Genomic DNA, 15,513 nt, shown 5'->3' with positions numbered 1-15,513 from the left:
ATGAAAACAGTTTTTACATGGGTAAAATACGGGCATGCAAGATCAACGGTTAATCTTTAAATTGGCTATTTCAGCAGAAAAATATTTATCTGTTTATAAAGGCCATGCGAACAAAATCTCAACCATCGCTAGCGACGGAAGACGAATAGAGTTTTCGGCAGATAATGTGCGACAGTTTTTAACGCATGATGGAATTTATGGTGAGTTTGAAATGCACATTACTGCAGAACAAAAGTTTTTATCTATTAGGCGGTTAAGATAAGCCGCGATGTAAGGCCTATAGGGTTAATGGAGATGAAATAAAATGCAAATTCGGGTACCCTTCTTCCTTTATTAAAAAGTTGCTTAAGAAATGAAAACACCCTTAATTGCACCGTCTATTTTATCGGCTGATTTTGCTCGTTTGGGCGAAGAGGTCGACAATGTGCTATTTGCAGGCGCAGATGTCGTGCATTTCGATGTGATGGACAACCATTATGTGCCGAATTTAACCATTGGGCCATTAGTGTGTGAGGCGCTGCGCAATCATGGCGTAACTGCACCGATTGATGTCCATTTAATGGTCAAGCCAGTAGACCGAATTATTTCTGATTTTGCAAAAGCAGGGGCTAGCTATATTACCTTCCACCCTGAGGCATCTGAACATATAGACCGCAGTTTAGGCCTGATTAAAGAATTAGGTTGCAAGGCAGGGTTAGTTTTTAATCCAGCAACGCCATTAAGTTATCTAGATCACGTGATGGATAAGCTCGATGTGATTTTATTGATGTCGGTAAACCCAGGCTTTGGCGGGCAAAGCTTTATTCCTTCTACGTTGGAGAAATTACGTCAAGTTCGTCAACGTATTGATGTGAGTGGGGCTGATATTCGGCTTGAAGTAGATGGTGGTGTAAAGATTGATAATATCGGTGAAATTGCCGCTGCCGGTGCAGATATGTTTGTCGCTGGTTCGGCCATCTTTAACACCGATGATTATGCAAAAACTATTGCAGCTATGCGTGAGAAAATAGCAAAGGCAGTTGCTTGAAAACATTGCGTGACAATTGCAAAACAAAGTTAGTGGCCTTTGATTTAGATGGCACATTATTGGATAGCGTGCCTGACTTAGCAAAAGCAGTGCAACTTACATTGGCGGAGTTAAACTTACCAACGCAACAACAAGACAGCGTGCGTGGCTGGATTGGTAATGGCGCACGCGTATTAGTAAAACGTGCCTTGTCGGGGGATATTAATGGCGATATACCGAAAGACTTGTTTGATAAAGCCTATCCAATATTCCTAAAGCACTACGCAGATAACCTAAATACCGACAGTGAGCTATATAATGGGGTGGAAGACACATTAGCTGCTTTCAAACAGGCAGGAATAGCTATGGCCTGTATTACTAATAAGCCAGAACAATTTACGCTGCCTTTATTAAAGGAAATAGGGCTGAGCCAATTTTTTGATAAAGTTGTCTGCGGTGATAGCTTTGAGCATCGAAAACCACACCCGATGCCACTATTAGAGACGGCGAAGTTTTTTAACGTATTACCTGAGCAGTCTATTATGGTGGGTGATTCGGTCAATGATATTATGGCGGCCCAAGCAGCTGGTTTTTATTCCATCTGTGTCAGTTACGGTTATCACGGTGAGGATGATGTGCATCAATTAGGTGCTGATGTTGTCATACAACACTTTTCAGAAATAGCGCAGTTGCTGGAAAAAGCCGCATAAGAGAAGGTGCCAAATATGGGTGATGTAAAACTAATGAAAAAACGATGGCGGTTCGGCTGAATGATTTAGCAGAAGCATTAAAACCATTGATGAAGTAATTAAGAGACCGTGTGATGACACCCGAAAAATTTAAACAATATGCCGATCAGGGCTATAGCAAAATTCCCCTGATGAAAACGATTTTGGCCGACCTAGAAACCCCATTAAGCGCCTATATGAAACTGGCTAATGGGCCTTATAGTTATCTTTTTGAATCTGTACAAGGTGGCGAGAATTGGGGGCGTTACTCGATTATTGGCCTACCGTGTAACGAAGTGATTAAAATAACAGGTAACAACATTCGCTTGGAATCGAATGGTCGACTAACAAACAGCCTCAGTAGTGATGCCCCTTTAGATTGGGTGAGACAGTACGCATCGACATTTAATATACCGGATATTGATGGCCTGCCACGATTTAGTGGCGGCTTGGTTGGCTACTTTGGTTATGAGACTATTCATTATATCGAGCCAAAAGTCGCAGAAAACAGCCAACAAAATAAAAAAGAAGACCCAATAGGCTCCCCAGATATCTTATTAATGATTTCTGAAGAAGTGTTGATTTTTGATAACGTTAACAATCAAATAATGATTGTGACTCACGTTGATCCAACGCTGGAGACTGCCTACCAAGATGGTTTGAGTCGTCTTGAAGAGCTTAGCCTTCAATTAAATACTACTGAAATACGTTCTACGTTTGGGCAAAGCCAATCACCAGCGATTGATGAGTCTGGGTTCGTTTCGGGGTTCACCCAAGAAGGCTTTCAAGAAGCGGTTAAAACGGTAAAAGACTATATCGTTGAAGGCGATGTGATGCAGGTGGTCTTATCGCAAAGGATGAGCATCCCTTATGAAGAGCCGCCAATAGACTTGTATCGTGCACTACGGTGCTTGAACCCATCTCCATACATGTACCATTTAAACTTAGACGATACATATGTTGTTGGCTCATCGCCAGAAATTTTAACGCGCTTGGAAGATGAGCAGGTAACGGTTCGACCCATTGCCGGTACCCGCCCGAGAGGTGCGACACGTGAAGAAGATGAGGCCTTGGAGAAAGAGTTGCTGGCAGACCCTAAAGAATGCGCCGAACATTTAATGTTGATTGACTTGGGCCGTAATGATGCGGGGCGTGTCTGCAAAACAGGTACCGTAGAATTAACCGATAAAATGGTGATTGAGCGTTATTCTCATGTTATGCACATTGTATCGAATGTGACAGGGCAACTAGAGGCTGGCCTTAATGCTATTGATGTCTTGGAAGCGACCTTTCCTGCGGGTACCGTTAGTGGTGCGCCAAAGGTGAGGGCAATGCAAATTATTGACGAGTTGGAGCCGGTTAAGCGCGGCATTTATTCGGGTGCTGTTGGTTACCTGTCGTGGTCGGGGAATTTAGATACAGCCATTGCTATTCGAACAGCAGTGATAAAGGATGGGCAGTTGAATATTCAGGCGGGCGCAGGCATCGTGCATGATTCTGTGCCAGAGAACGAGTGGGCTGAAACAATGAATAAAGGACGGGCTATTTTTAAAGCAGTGGCGATGGCAAAACATGGTTTAGAAGAAGGTGAAGGTTAATGGCCACATGTAAATTAGTGATGATTGATAACTATGATTCCTTTACCTATAACTTGGTGCAATATTTTGCTGAGCTAGGGGCCGATGTGCATGTTGTGCGCAACGACCAAGCGACTATTGATGAAGTAATTGCGATGCAGGCCGACCGGTTAGTGATTTCACCTGGGCCTTGTACCCCAACCCAAGCGGGTATTTCTGTTGAACTTATTAAGCAAATGGCTGGTTCTGTGCCGATTTTAGGCGTTTGTTTAGGGCACCAGAGTATTGGTGAAGTTTTTGGTGGAAAGGTTGTTCACGCAAAGAAAATTATGCATGGTAAAACATCGGATATGCACCACAATAATAGCGGCGTTTTTACTGGTTTAAGTAATCCATTTAAAGCCACGCGTTACCATTCATTGGTGGTGGAAAAAGACTCCTTACCAGACTGTTTGGAAATAACAGCATGGACGGAAACGGAGACAGGTAAAATGGATGAAATTATGGGCTTTAAGCACCGAGAGTTAGAGGTTGAAGGTGTACAGTTTCACCCAGAGTCCATTTTGACTGAACACGGGCATGATTTATTAAACAACTTTTTATACAAGGTCTGAACAATGGATATTAAACAAGGGCTTGAAACAGCTATTAACCATCAAGATCTTGCTACCGATGAGATGATCGATGTTATGCGCCAGATTATGTCAGGTGCAGCAACAGAGGCGCAAATTGGCGGTTTTCTAGTCGCATTGAGAATGAAAGGGGAGTCGCTCGACGAAATTGAAGGTGCCGCTATTGTGATGCGTGAGTTAGCAGCAACTGTGCCAGTGAGTGGTGATTTTCTAGTTGATACCTGTGGAACAGGCGGTGACGGTTCAGATTTATTCAATGTTTCAACGGCAAGTGCTTTTGTTGTGTCAGCAGCCGGCGCGAAAGTGGCCAAGCATGGTAATCGCTCGGTATCCAGTTCAACAGGTAGTGCGGATGTGCTAGAAGCAGCCGGCATCAACCTAAGTTTAACGCCAGAGCAGGTGGCTCAGTGTATTCAACAGGTGGGTATCGGCTTTATGTTTGCCCCCGCGCACCATAGTGCGATGAAGCATACTATTGGGCCGCGTACAGAATTATCTCAACGAACCATTTTTAATATGTTGGGGCCAATGACAAACCCAGCTGGCGTAAAGTCGCAGGTGATAGGGGTGTTTAACGAAGCTTTATGCCAACCTATCGCGAATGTTTTGCAGCGATTAGGCAGTGAGCGTGTGCTTGTGGTGCATGCGCAAGATGGGTTGGACGAAATTAGTTTAGCCACTCCAACACACGTCGCAGAATTAAAAAATGGACATGTTGTTGAATACAAAATAACGCCTGAAGAAATGGGGGTTGCGAGTCAAAGCTTAATTGGCTTAACGGTCAACAGTGCTAGTGAGTCACTGGCTTTAATAAACGATGCCCTGGGCTTACAAAAAACAACAGAAGGTAAAAAGGCGGCGGACATGCTTGCGCTTAATGCGGGTGCCGCATTATATGTTTGTGGTAAGTCAGACAGCATTAAGTCTGGTGTTGCATTGGCGCTTGAGACCATAAACAACGGTAAAGCTTTGCAAAAAATGGCTGAACTAAAAGAGAAAACACAAGGCTTTAAAGATGAGTGATACCCCCGACGTTCTAAAAAAAATAGTAGCGCGTAAGCACCAAGAGGTTGCCGAGAGGCTTGAGCGTTTTTCTATTGATGATTTAAAGCAGCAAATTGCACAGGCTTCGCCGGTTCGTGGTTTTGTTAAATCGATTAAGAAAAAACTGAGTAACGGTGAAACCGCGGTGATTGCTGAAGTAAAAAAAGCATCACCGAGTAAAGGCTTGTTGCGCGAGAATTTTAACCCAGCTGAGATAGCAGCCAGCTATGAAGCAGGTGGTGCTGCTTGCTTGTCGGTACTGACCGATAAGGATTTTTTTCAAGGCTCAGAAGCGTATTTAAAACAAGCAAGAACAGCGTGCAAGCTGCCGGTTATTCGTAAAGACTTTATTGTAGACCCTTATCAAGTGTATGAGGCTCGTGCGATCGGCGCAGACTGTATTTTATTGATTGTTGCTGCGCTTGATGATGAGACATTACAGGGCTTGTATCAATTAGCTGGCGAGTTAGGTTTAGATGTGCTGGTAGAAGTTCATGATGCGGATGAGTTAGAGCGTGCGTTACGATTGGATTTAGCCTTGATTGGCATAAATAACAGGGATTTAAGAACCTTTGATACGTCATTAAAAACCACGGTGGACTTATTGGAGCATATTCCTGATGGCATTATTGTTGTCAGTGAAAGCGGCTTGCACAAACCTGAAGACATTAGCATGCTAAAAGAGCATCAGGTGCATACCTTTTTGATAGGTGAGGCCTTTATGCGTTGCGATGATCCTGGCGAGGCCTTAAAAAGGCTAATTGCTTAGCGAGCCTTTTTTACCAAGATTGTTTTGCCGCTGACTTCAATCAATCCATCTTCGCCCATTGTTTTTAGAACCCGACCAGCCATTTCACGTGAGCAGCCGACCATTCGACCTAGGTCTTGTCGCGTAATTTTAATTTGCATGCCATCGGGGTGAGTCATCGCTTCAGGGGCAGCGGTTAAGTCGATTAATGTTCGAGCAACACGGCCACTGACGTCTAAGAATGCTAAACGCCCAGCTTTGCGACTGGTTTGCAATAGACGCTTGGCCAATTGGCGGCCTAGTACGGTAATAATTTCTTTGCTATCTGCTTGGAGCTCATTCTTAAGTAAAGAGTTTAAGCGGTTATAACTAATGCCCGCAAGCTGACAGGAAGAAGAGGTTTGAACGTAAACGTTTTGTTTGTCACGTGTCAGGGTCGGTTCAAAAAAACTCGCTTCGCCAAGGAAGTCTCCGCGACTTAAATTGGCGAGAATAAATTCGTGACCATCGACTTCATCGATGCGTACGTAGGCGGACCCTTCAATAAAATAATATAAAGTGTTTATCTCATCGCCGGGCTGAATAATATCTGTTTTATTCGGGTATTCGTGTCGGTGGCAAAAGCGGATAAACCTAGCAAAGGTTTCATCCGACATACCAGAAAAATTAAGAAGGTTTTTTTTTGTGCTCATTCCCCAAAGTGTAACAGAGATTATTTGAAATAACCTACGTCGTAAGCCTTTTGATGGTCGGTTTAGCAAACGTCATGTTGCTGGCTGGTTTTATGATATTCTTTGCGCCTAAAATTAAAACAAGGGTTTGAAAATGGATGTAAGAATAAAGTGGGTTGAAGGCGCGATGTTTCTTGGCGAATCAGGCAGTGGGCATACCGTTGTAATGGATGGTGCGCCAGCAAATGGCGGTAGAAATTTAGGGCCTCGGCCAATGGAAATGTTGTTAACTGGTATGGGCGGTTGTACAGCGTTTGATGTAAAAATGATTTTGGATAAAGCCCGTCAACAGGTGACCGATTGTGTGGCAGAAATTCATGCTGAGCGTGCTGATGAGGTCCCTGCGGTGTTTACTAAAATTCACGTTCATTTTATCGTGTCTGGTAAGGGCTTAACCGACAAAGCTGTTGCACGTGCTGTTAATTTATCAGCTGAAAAGTACTGCTCGGCCTCTATTATGTTGAGTAAGGCTGTTGAGATAACCCATGATTATGAAATTGTGGATGTTGCCTAATGAAGCGGCCTAATCCAACAACTGGCTTACGGCATGTTGCGTTAAATGTACAAGACTTAGTAGCCGCTGAGCATTTTTATGTTGAGTTAATGGGAATGTCTGTTGAATGGCGACCAGATGAACAGAACGTTTATTTAACCTCAGGGAATGATAACTTGGCCCTGCATGTTGTTACAGGAGAAGAGGCAGGGGTTCCAGCGTTAGACCATATTGGCTTTTTTCTGGACCGAGAAGACGATGTAGATGATTGGTTTGAGTTTTTAAAACATCATGGCGTTAAAATGAAAACTCAACCACGCAAACACCGTGATGGAGCAAAAAGTTTTTATTGTTATGATCCTAGCGGCGTAACGGTGCAAATTATTTGCCACCCGCCTTTGGTTGGTCATTAATTGTATCGATGTCGCAGACCACTTGATGCATAGCTGATGTTAGTGTTGACAAATCAGCTGTCGTCATAATATAGGGGGGCATCACGTAGATGAGGGTTGAAAAAGGACGAACCCATACACCGAGTTCTACAAACCGGGGTTGTATCCAATGGATATCAACGGGCTGATGCAGCTCAATGACACCAATCGCGCCTTTAACACGAACCTCTTTTACAGCGCTCAGTTGTGAACAAGGCGCTAGTTCAGATTGTAATTGTTTTTCAATCCTCTGTACCGAGGTTTGCCAGGGCGAAGCCAATAAAACCTCTAAACTGGCATTAGCTACTGCACAGGCTAAAGGGTTAGCCATAAACGTTGGGCCGTGCATTAAGGTTGGGTGTTGGCCTCCGCCAATACCATCGGCTACTTTGCTGGAGCAGAGTGTGGCAGCGAGGCTTACATAACCGCCGGTTAGCGCTTTTCCGACGCATAAAATATCAGGTGCAATTTGCGCTTGCTCGTAGGCGAATAAGGTTCCAGTACGGCCAAACCCAGTGGCTATTTCATCCAGAATCAGTAGTACATCGTGCTCATCACACAGCTCACGTACTTTTTTAAGATAGGCGGAGCTATAAAACCGCATGCCGCCTGCGCCCTGCACCAGCGGTTCTATAATCACGGCTGCAATAGTACCTATATTGTCTTTTAATAAATGCTCAAAATCATCAATGGCGGCTTGATCGTATGTAGTTTGGTCTCGGCAATCAGGGCTTTTTGCAAAAAGGTGTTGAGCGAGAACGTCACTAAATAGATGATGCATGCCATTATCGGGATCGCAAACGGCCATCGCACCAAAAGTATCACCATGATAACCATTTTTAATGGTTAATAAGCGTTGTTTTTGCGGTTGGCCTAGTGATGAGCAATACTGAAGGGCCATTTTGATTGCAACTTCAACGGCGACTGAACCAGAATCGGCAAAGAATACATGTTGTAAATCATCGTGGCTGATGTCGATGAGTTTTTTTGCTAAATCAACAGCAGGTTTGTGCGTTAAGCCGCCAAACATCACATGTGACATAGATTTGAGTTGGTTTTCAATAGCGGCATTTAAAGTGGGGTGATTGTAGCCATGAATGGCCGCCCACCAAGATGACATGCCATCAATCAATTCACGGCCATCTTCAAGCGTTAATCGAATGCCAGAAGCTGATTTTACGGGGAAAACAGGTGTTGGGTGGCTTAGGCTGGTATAAGGATGCCAAATGTGTTGCTTGTCAAAATTGACAAGGTCTTCCCAGTTATTGCTCATTTAAGACTAAACCCAAAAAGATGTTTTTGTCATGATTTTTGAAACAAGCCGCATGCCTTGTTTAATGGGGGCAGGTAACTCAGCCCCGCCTTGCTCGATGGCGCTGGTAGCGTGTTGGCTTTCATCTTCGTGCATCTGATTAAGGATGGCGCGTGTTTTGTGATCGGTATCGGGCAGTTTTTCGAGATGGCTCTCAATATGTTGAACGACCTGTTTCTCGGTTTCGGCTAAAAAGCCGAGACTCCATTTGTCGCCGGCTAAACCGGCGGTGGCGCCAATGGCTAAAGAGCCCAAATACCAAGCAGGGTCTAGAATGCTGGTTTTTTCGCCAAGCTGGTCAAGACGTTTGCGACACCAAACAAGATGATCATTTTCTTCTTCGGCAGCTTGGGTCAGTTTTTCTTGCACGGCCTTGTTGCGAGCAGTTAATGACTGACCCTGATATAAGGCTTGGGCAGCGACTTCGCCAGCATGGTTTACACGCATCAGTTGCGCTGATAATTTAGCTTCGTCTTCATTAAGGTCGTTATCTTCGACGGCGTCAGACGGGTTTTCTCGCCCTGTTGTTTTAGCATGCCCCGCTAAGGTTCGTAACACACGGTCGGCATGAGCAATGAGGTTGTCAGCGGTGGAGTAAGCTCTTTGCATGGTTATACCTTTAGTTGTTGTGCTAGTAATGATACCGGATGCAAGGTGGTGGTGTTAAGCCCTGCTTGTTTTAAACCAGAGCGGATATGCAGTGCGCAGCCTACATTACTGGTTAGTAAATAATCTATTGTGTGATCTTTTAAAGGAGCAATGGTTTGATCGCGTAGGGTGGTTGCGGTTTCTTTGTGGGTGAGCATGTAGCTACCAGCCGCGCCGCAACACATTTGATTGGGTTTGAAAGAGCGGATGTTTAATTCATTGATATTAGCAAGTAGTTCAGTAATATCGGTGGTTGAGGGGTGAGCATTTTTTAAGGTGCAAGGGGTGTGAAGCCAAGCCGATGCTTTCAGTGGTTTGAATGAGAGTGTGCTTAAATAAGGCGCAATAAAATCACTGATATCAACGACTTTTTTTGATAGAGCATGGTCATATTCGGCTAAGGTAGAACCGCAACCACTGGCGACCGTAATGACGGCATCGTAGTGTGTATTATCAAACGTGTTTTGGTTGTTTTGGGCGAGCTTTATTGCTTGCTGATGATTGCCAGCGTGTAAATCTATCGCGCCACAACAATGTTGGTTTGGGGGAATGGAAACGTCAAAGCCACAATGTTGAAGAAGGAAGACAGTATCTTCTAGTGTTTTAGAATCAAGCACCTCTGTGGCGCAACCAGTAAAGAGCGCAACGTGCCCTCGCCTTTCTGCAACCAATGTCGGGTATGTTTCGTTAAACTGATTAGAGGAAATTTTGGCGGGCAAATAAGTATTTAGTTGTAAAGGGAGTTTACTTAAACCAACTTTCTGATAAAAACGCAGAAAAAAGTTTAGGCTTTTCCTGTATTGTCCTTTGAGGCGACTAATGAATGAACGTTCTAACAGGCTTAATTTATTATGCTCGGTGGTGTTTGTGTCGCCACGAAAGTCGTTGATGAGCCTAGCATATGGTACTTTGGCGGGGCACATTTGTTCGCAGGCTCTACAGGTTAAGCAATTATCAATGTGCTCGCTAAGCGTGTTTGTTAGTTCGAGATGGCCTTCTGACCAACCTTGAATGAGGGCTAGGCGGCCACGGGGTGATTCGTTTTCATTTTTAGTTAAATTGTACGTGGGGCACTGTGGTAGGCATAATCCACACTTAACGCAAAGGTCTGTATCGGTATAGTTGATTTGGTTTGTCAAAATAATAAAATAGGCAAGAGTGCGGATAATTCGTTATAATTAAACATTATATAATTTTATTTAAATAAACATTATGGTTATAAGTAAAAAACAACTGACGCATTTGAAGCGCTTAGAAGCGGAGTCTGTGCATATTATACGTGAAGTGATTGCTGAATTTGATAACCCGGCAATGCTTTATAGTGTAGGTAAGGATTCTTCGGTGATGTTGCATCTGGCACAAAAAGCGTTCTTTCCTGCCAAACCGCCGTTTCCTTTGGTGCATGTCGATACCACTTGGAAGTTCAAAGAAATGATCGAGTTTCGAGATAAGCGGGCCAAAGAAGTGGGTATGGACTTGATTGTCTATATTAACCCAAAGGGTAAGGAGCTAAACATATCTCCATTTGAACATGGCTCATCGATGCATACCGATATCATGAAAACAGAAGGCCTGCGCCAGATGTTAGATAGTTATCAATATGATGCGGTGTTTGGCGGCGCTCGTCGTGACGAAGAAAAGTCACGTGCTAAAGAACGAATTTATTCATTCCGCGATAAAAATCACCGTTGGGACCCAAAGGCGCAACGCCCAGAATTATGGGATACCTATAATGGGCGCCATCAAAAAGGGGAGTCGATTCGGGTATTTCCGTTATCTAATTGGACTGAGCTCGATATTTGGCAATATATCTACCTTGAAGGGATACCTATTCCTGATTTGTATTTTGCAAAAGAACGCCCAGTGGTTGAGTACGGTGGAACCAAAATAATGGTCGATGACGAGCGCATGCCTGAAGAGTTACGTGACAAGGCGGTGATGGAGAAGGTGCGTTTCAGGACGCTGGGTTGTTACCCGCTAACAGGGGCAGTGGAGTCTACAGCGGAAACATTGCCTGAAATTATTCAAGAAATGCTGCTAACCAAAGTATCCGAGCGCCAGGGGCGATTGATAGACCATGATGAATCAGGGTCGATGGAGAAGAAAAAGATTGAGGGGTATTTCTAATGGCTGTTGAGCAAAATAACTTGATTGCATCTGATATCGAGGGGTATTTGAAGCAACATGAAAACAAAGAATTATTACGTTTTATTACCTGTGGTAGCGTAGATGATGGGAAAAGTACGTTAATTGGACGTTTACTGCATGACAGTAAAATGATTTTTGAAGATCAGTTGGCGGCAATTAATAATGACTCTAAAAAGCACGGTACAACAGGTGAAGCGGTTGATCTGGCTTTACTGGTTGATGGCTTGCAATCTGAACGTGAGCAAGGCATTACAATTGATGTGGCATATCGTTTTTTCGCCACGGACAAACGTAAGTTCATCATTGCAGATACCCCAGGGCATGAGCAGTACACGCGAAATATGGCAACCGGTGCGTCTACAGCCGATTTAGCGATTATTCTCATTGATGCGCGTTATGGTGTGCAAACACAAACACGACGTCATAGCTATATTACAAGTTTGTTGGGTATTAAGCATATTGTGGTAGCCGTCAATAAGATGGATTTGGTTGAATTTAGCGAACAGCGTTTTAATGAAATTAAAGACGAGTATCAGTCGTTTGCAAAAGAGGTGGGTATCAACTCGCCTGTGTTTGTTCCCGTGTCAGCGTTGACTGGTGATAACGTTGTTAATGCCAGCAAAAATATGCCATGGAATACCGATGCGCCGTTGATGGAGCAGCTCGATACGATTCCGCTTGAAGATACGGTAAATCTTGAAAACTTCCGCTTACCAGTACAGTACGTAAACCGTCCACACTTGGACTTTAGAGGCTTTTGCGGCACCATTGCGGCGGGTAGTATCCAGGTGGGTGATAGTATTACCGTGCTGCCATCGCAAAAAACGTCAGTGGTTAAACAGGTAATTCAGCCCGCAGTTAGTGAAAGCGAAATGAATGTTAGCGAAGCATTTGCGCCAATGGCGGTCACCTTGACGCTTGAAGATGAAGTGGATATTAGTCGTGGCGATATGATTGTGAAAACGACTGATCTTCCAGACGTCGCTGACCAGCTAGATGTCACCTTGGTGTGGATGAATGAAACGGCGATGAATACAGGGGTGGATTACCTAATCAAAAGGGCCAGTAATGTTGTGCCAGGTAGGTTTGAGCAGATTCATCATAAGGTCGATGTTAATACATTAGAAAAAATTGAAGCCAGTGAATTGCAACTCAATGAAATTGCTCGTTGCCGCTTATCGCTGAAGCAAGCGATTGCTTTTGACGCATATGCCGATGTAAAGGGAACGGGTAGCTTTATTGTGATTGATAAGTACACTCACGCCACGTTAGCGGCGGGTATGATTCAAGAGAAATCTACTGTTGCCGCAAACGGGCAATCAGCAAAAGAATACAGTGCTTTTGAAAAAGATTTAAATGTATTGATTAGACAGCACTTTCCCGAATGGGGCTGTCGATCGATTGATGATTTGCTCTCGTAAAGAATCACTTGGTGTTAGTCACTGCATGGAAGCAGGGCTCATAATCCGGCTTGCGAAGGTCGATAAGTTAACGAAAATAGTTAATGAAAATTCTTAGGGATAGGACGTAGAATACACGGATGTATAAAGAAACGAATAAGCGCTCTCTTATCAAAGGGGTGACGTGGCGTATTGTTGCGACAACAACAACGATGCTGATTGTCTACGTGTTTTTTGGTCGACTGGATCTTGCTATTGCAACGGGGTTGCTGGAAAGTGTTTTAAAAATTGGACTTTTTTGGCTGCACGAAAAGGCTTGGCTAAAAGTGCGCTGGGGGAAAAAAAGAATAGAGCCTTTCAATCTTTGGTTTACCGGCTTACCACTGAGTGGCAAAACGACCATTGCTGATAAAGTTTTTGAGCAACTTGAAAAGCTTGATATCCCCATTGAGCGGATAGATTCAAAAGATATTCGGGACCTCATCCCGAATATTGGTTATACAAGGGACGATAGAAATCGTCATATGCACCGTATTGGCAACCTTGTTTGTACCTTGCAGAACAATTCAGTGTCAACTGTTGCCTCGTTTGTTTCACCGTATAAAGAATCACGCAGAGCAATTCGTGAAATGGTCAGAAATAATATTGTTGTTTACGTAAAGGCAGACATCGAAACGTGTAAAAAGCGTGATCATAAGGGTGCTTACGCAAAAGCCTTAAGTGGGGAGTTTAAAAACTTTCCTGGCGTCGATGAGGTATATGAGGAACCTGAGCATGCCGAAGTAGTCGTTGATACGGATGCTTTGTCAGTTGACAAGTCAGTTGAAGTAATTGTTAAGTACGTTAAAAAGCATTACATCAAATAAGGGTAAATAAATGAGTACAAACACGGTATGGCATGAGCATCATATTAGTCAAAAGCAGCGCTCTATTTTAAAAAAACAAAAACCTTGTATTTTATGGTTTACCGGCTTAAGTGGTAGTGGTAAATCAACGGTTGCTAATGCAGTAGAAAATCAACTGTTTGCGATGAAGAAGCACACCTATTTGCTCGATGGCGATAACGTGAGGCAAGGGCTTAATAAAGGACTTAGCTTTAGTGAAGAAGATCGAATAGAAAATATCCGCCGCGTAGGTGAGGTGGCTAACTTGTTTTGTGATGCAGGCTTGGTTGTCGTTACTGCGTTTATTTCCCCGTTTGCTAAGGACCGTCAAATGGTGCGAGATATGGCCATGCAAGGCCAGTTTGTGGAGGTGTTTATTGATGCACCATTAGAGGTTTGTGAGCAGAGAGATCCTAAAGGGTTATATAAAAAAGCGCGTGCAGGAGAGATTAAAGACTTTACGGGTATCGACTCACCTTATGAGGTGCCGGTAAACCCTGAGCTGCATGTTGTTAACGACGGCATTAGTATTGAAGAGGCGGCTACGGAAGTTGTGGCTTACCTTAAAAAGAACGCATATATTTAAAAATGTTAGATAATATAAACATAGAAGACATTGTGGCACTCGCAAAAAAAGCAGGTGATGCCATTATGGATATTTATCAAAAAGATTTTGAGGTTGAGTTTAAGGCTGATCAATCGCCACTGACTGAGGCCGATACGGCGGCGCATAAGATTATAGAACAAGGCTTAAAAGAGCTGGATCAAAAGAATAATAGGCTAATCCCCTTGATGTCAGAAGAAGGCAAAAATATTCCTTATCAGGATAGAAAGGATTGGGACTACTTCTGGATGGTTGACCCTGTAGATGGTACTAAAGAATTTATCAAAAAAAATGGTGAGTTCACCGTCAATATTGCCTTAATAAATCAAGGCATGCCTGTTTTAGGCGTGGTGTATGCGCCAGCGCTGGGGCAAATGTATTGGGCTAAGCAAGGCGAAGGGGCCTTTAAAGACGGGCAGGCTCTACCGTTAAAACGAGCTGAGCAGCGCGATAGCTATAAAGTAGTAGCTAGTCGTTCGCATCTGTCTGATGAAACAAAACAATTCATTGATGAGATAAAAACAGAAAAAGTCAAAGAGCTAGTATCCATTGGTAGTTCCTTGAAGCTTTGTCTCGTTGCAGAAGGTGAAGCTGACATTTATCCAAGACTAGGGCCAACAATGGAATGGGACACGGCTGCGGCACACGCGGTTGTTTTATGCGCTGGAATGAAGGTATGTGAGTTTAATAAGGGTGGGATCTCAAAACCGCTTGTATATAATAAACAAAATTTACTGAATCCTTTTTTTATTGTTTCATCCATTAGCTAACAAATAAACTTATATGGCCTACTATAAACAGCATATCTTTTTTTGTACCAACCAGCGAAGCGATGGTCGTGCATCTTGCCAAGACCATAATGCACAAGAAATGCGTGATTACTTAAAGAAGAAAGTAAAAGAAGCAGGCCTTGCAGGACCAGGTGGTGTAAGGGTTAATAATGCAGGGTGTTTAGATCGCTGTGGTCAAGGCCCTGTGCTGGTTATTTATCCCGAAGAAACCTGGTATCAATTTAAGAGCAAAGGAGATATTGATGTAATACTGGAGCAGCACATAAAAAATAATAAGACAGTCCAAAGGCTTGTTATTTAATGTCTAAAGCTCTTTTAGGTAATGAGCTAATAGGT

Annotated in this window: 19 protein-coding genes; 15 read left to right on the top strand and 4 right to left on the bottom strand. The window is 43.5% G+C overall.

Going from position 1 to position 15,513, the window contains the following annotated elements:
- The first annotated feature begins 34 nt into the window (after positions 1-34).
- The 7 genes from CYCPU_RS0110350 to trpC all read left to right on the top strand — a co-directional run bounded on the left by CYCPU_RS0110350 (position 35) and on the right by trpC (position 5,756).
- Entirely contained in the window at positions 35-262 is a 228-nt protein-coding gene (locus tag CYCPU_RS0110350) for a DUF2835 domain-containing protein (RefSeq protein ID WP_020162658.1), read from the top strand.
- 90 nt (positions 263-352) lie between these two features.
- Positions 353-1,027: a ribulose-phosphate 3-epimerase gene (rpe, locus tag CYCPU_RS0110345; RefSeq protein WP_020162657.1), complete on the top strand. Its 675-nt coding sequence runs from the start codon at positions 353-355 to the stop codon at positions 1,025-1,027.
- Positions 1,024-1,716, top strand: coding sequence for a phosphoglycolate phosphatase (locus tag CYCPU_RS0110340; protein WP_020162656.1), 693 nt, complete (start codon positions 1,024-1,026; stop codon positions 1,714-1,716). Before rpe ends, CYCPU_RS0110340 begins: the two co-directional genes overlap by 4 nt.
- Before the next feature lie 113 nt (positions 1,717-1,829).
- Positions 1,830-3,332 carry an anthranilate synthase component I gene (gene trpE, locus CYCPU_RS0110335; RefSeq protein ID WP_015006803.1) on the top strand — a complete coding sequence of 501 codons (1,503 nt, stop codon included), beginning with the start codon at positions 1,830-1,832 and terminating at the stop codon, positions 3,330-3,332.
- A complete protein-coding gene (locus CYCPU_RS0110330; protein WP_015006802.1) occupies positions 3,332-3,925 on the top strand; it encodes an anthranilate synthase component II in 594 nt (197 codons plus the stop codon). The genes trpE and CYCPU_RS0110330 overlap by 1 nt, the downstream gene beginning before the upstream one ends.
- A gap of 3 nt (positions 3,926-3,928) precedes the next feature.
- A complete protein-coding gene (gene trpD, locus CYCPU_RS0110325; RefSeq protein WP_020162655.1) occupies positions 3,929-4,966 on the top strand; it encodes an anthranilate phosphoribosyltransferase in 1,038 nt (345 codons plus the stop codon).
- The gene (trpC, locus tag CYCPU_RS0110320) at positions 4,959-5,756 is read left to right on the top strand and encodes an indole-3-glycerol phosphate synthase TrpC (protein ID WP_020162654.1); all 798 of its coding nucleotides are present in this window, start codon (positions 4,959-4,961) and stop codon (positions 5,754-5,756) included. Before trpD ends, trpC begins: the two co-directional genes overlap by 8 nt.
- On the opposite strand, the gene CYCPU_RS0110315 is transcribed toward trpC, so the two are convergent.
- On the bottom strand, positions 5,753-6,427 hold the full coding sequence (locus CYCPU_RS0110315) for a helix-turn-helix domain-containing protein (protein ID WP_020162653.1): 675 nt from the start codon (positions 6,425-6,427) through the stop codon (positions 5,753-5,755). The genes trpC and CYCPU_RS0110315 overlap by 4 nt on opposite strands.
- A 133-nt stretch (positions 6,428-6,560) precedes the next feature.
- Here CYCPU_RS0110315 and CYCPU_RS0110310 point away from each other — a divergent pair, with 133 nt between their 5' ends.
- Both CYCPU_RS0110310 and CYCPU_RS0110305 read left to right on the top strand, forming a co-directional pair.
- A complete protein-coding gene (locus CYCPU_RS0110310) occupies positions 6,561-6,980 on the top strand; it encodes an OsmC family protein (protein WP_015006798.1) in 420 nt (139 codons plus the stop codon).
- Positions 6,980-7,372, top strand: coding sequence for a VOC family protein (locus tag CYCPU_RS0110305; RefSeq protein WP_015006797.1), 393 nt, complete (start codon positions 6,980-6,982; stop codon positions 7,370-7,372). The genes CYCPU_RS0110310 and CYCPU_RS0110305 overlap by 1 nt, the downstream gene beginning before the upstream one ends.
- On the opposite strand, the gene bioA is transcribed toward CYCPU_RS0110305, so the two are convergent.
- The 3 genes from bioA to CYCPU_RS0110290 are packed head-to-tail and all read right to left on the bottom strand — an operon-like array spanning position 7,341 to position 10,489.
- Positions 7,341-8,663, bottom strand: a complete 1,323-nt coding sequence (gene bioA / locus CYCPU_RS0110300; RefSeq protein WP_020162652.1) for an adenosylmethionine--8-amino-7-oxononanoate transaminase — start codon at positions 8,661-8,663, stop codon at positions 7,341-7,343. The genes CYCPU_RS0110305 and bioA overlap by 32 nt on opposite strands.
- 6 nt (positions 8,664-8,669) lie before the next feature.
- The gene (gene coq7 / locus CYCPU_RS0110295) at positions 8,670-9,311 is read right to left on the bottom strand and encodes a 2-polyprenyl-3-methyl-6-methoxy-1,4-benzoquinone monooxygenase (RefSeq protein ID WP_020162651.1); all 642 of its coding nucleotides are present in this window, start codon (positions 9,309-9,311) and stop codon (positions 8,670-8,672) included.
- A 2-nt stretch (positions 9,312-9,313) separates the two neighbouring features.
- The gene (locus CYCPU_RS0110290) at positions 9,314-10,489 is read right to left on the bottom strand and encodes a (Fe-S)-binding protein (RefSeq protein ID WP_198003975.1); all 1,176 of its coding nucleotides are present in this window, start codon (positions 10,487-10,489) and stop codon (positions 9,314-9,316) included.
- 73 nt (positions 10,490-10,562) lie between these two features.
- Here CYCPU_RS0110290 and cysD point away from each other — a divergent pair, with 73 nt between their 5' ends.
- The 6 genes from cysD to CYCPU_RS0110260 all read left to right on the top strand — a co-directional run bounded on the left by cysD (position 10,563) and on the right by CYCPU_RS0110260 (position 15,478).
- Positions 10,563-11,477: a sulfate adenylyltransferase subunit CysD gene (cysD, locus tag CYCPU_RS0110285; protein ID WP_015006793.1), complete on the top strand. Its 915-nt coding sequence runs from the start codon at positions 10,563-10,565 to the stop codon at positions 11,475-11,477.
- Positions 11,477-12,919 (top strand): sulfate adenylyltransferase subunit CysN, encoded by a 1,443-nt coding sequence (cysN, locus tag CYCPU_RS0110280; RefSeq protein WP_015006792.1) that lies wholly within the window; start codon positions 11,477-11,479, stop codon positions 12,917-12,919. Before cysD ends, cysN begins: the two co-directional genes overlap by 1 nt.
- Before the next feature lie 119 nt (positions 12,920-13,038).
- A complete protein-coding gene (gene cysC, locus CYCPU_RS0110275; protein WP_016390471.1) occupies positions 13,039-13,764 on the top strand; it encodes an adenylyl-sulfate kinase in 726 nt (241 codons plus the stop codon).
- A gap of 10 nt (positions 13,765-13,774) precedes the next feature.
- Positions 13,775-14,368, top strand: a complete 594-nt coding sequence (cysC, locus tag CYCPU_RS0110270; RefSeq protein ID WP_015006790.1) for an adenylyl-sulfate kinase — start codon at positions 13,775-13,777, stop codon at positions 14,366-14,368.
- 2 nt (positions 14,369-14,370) lie between these two features.
- A complete protein-coding gene (cysQ, locus tag CYCPU_RS0110265) occupies positions 14,371-15,156 on the top strand; it encodes a 3'(2'),5'-bisphosphate nucleotidase CysQ (protein ID WP_015006789.1) in 786 nt (261 codons plus the stop codon).
- A gap of 13 nt (positions 15,157-15,169) precedes the next feature.
- Positions 15,170-15,478, top strand: a complete 309-nt coding sequence (locus CYCPU_RS0110260) for a (2Fe-2S) ferredoxin domain-containing protein (protein ID WP_016390473.1) — start codon at positions 15,170-15,172, stop codon at positions 15,476-15,478.
- Positions 15,479-15,513 lie beyond the last annotated feature (35 nt).

This window comes from Cycloclasticus pugetii PS-1 (genome assembly GCF_000384415.1).
In the GTDB taxonomy this organism is placed as follows: domain Bacteria; phylum Pseudomonadota; class Gammaproteobacteria; order Methylococcales; family Cycloclasticaceae; genus Cycloclasticus; species Cycloclasticus pugetii.
Note: the sequence above shows the minus strand (reverse complement) of the source record. Positions and strands in the feature narration are given on the sequence as shown.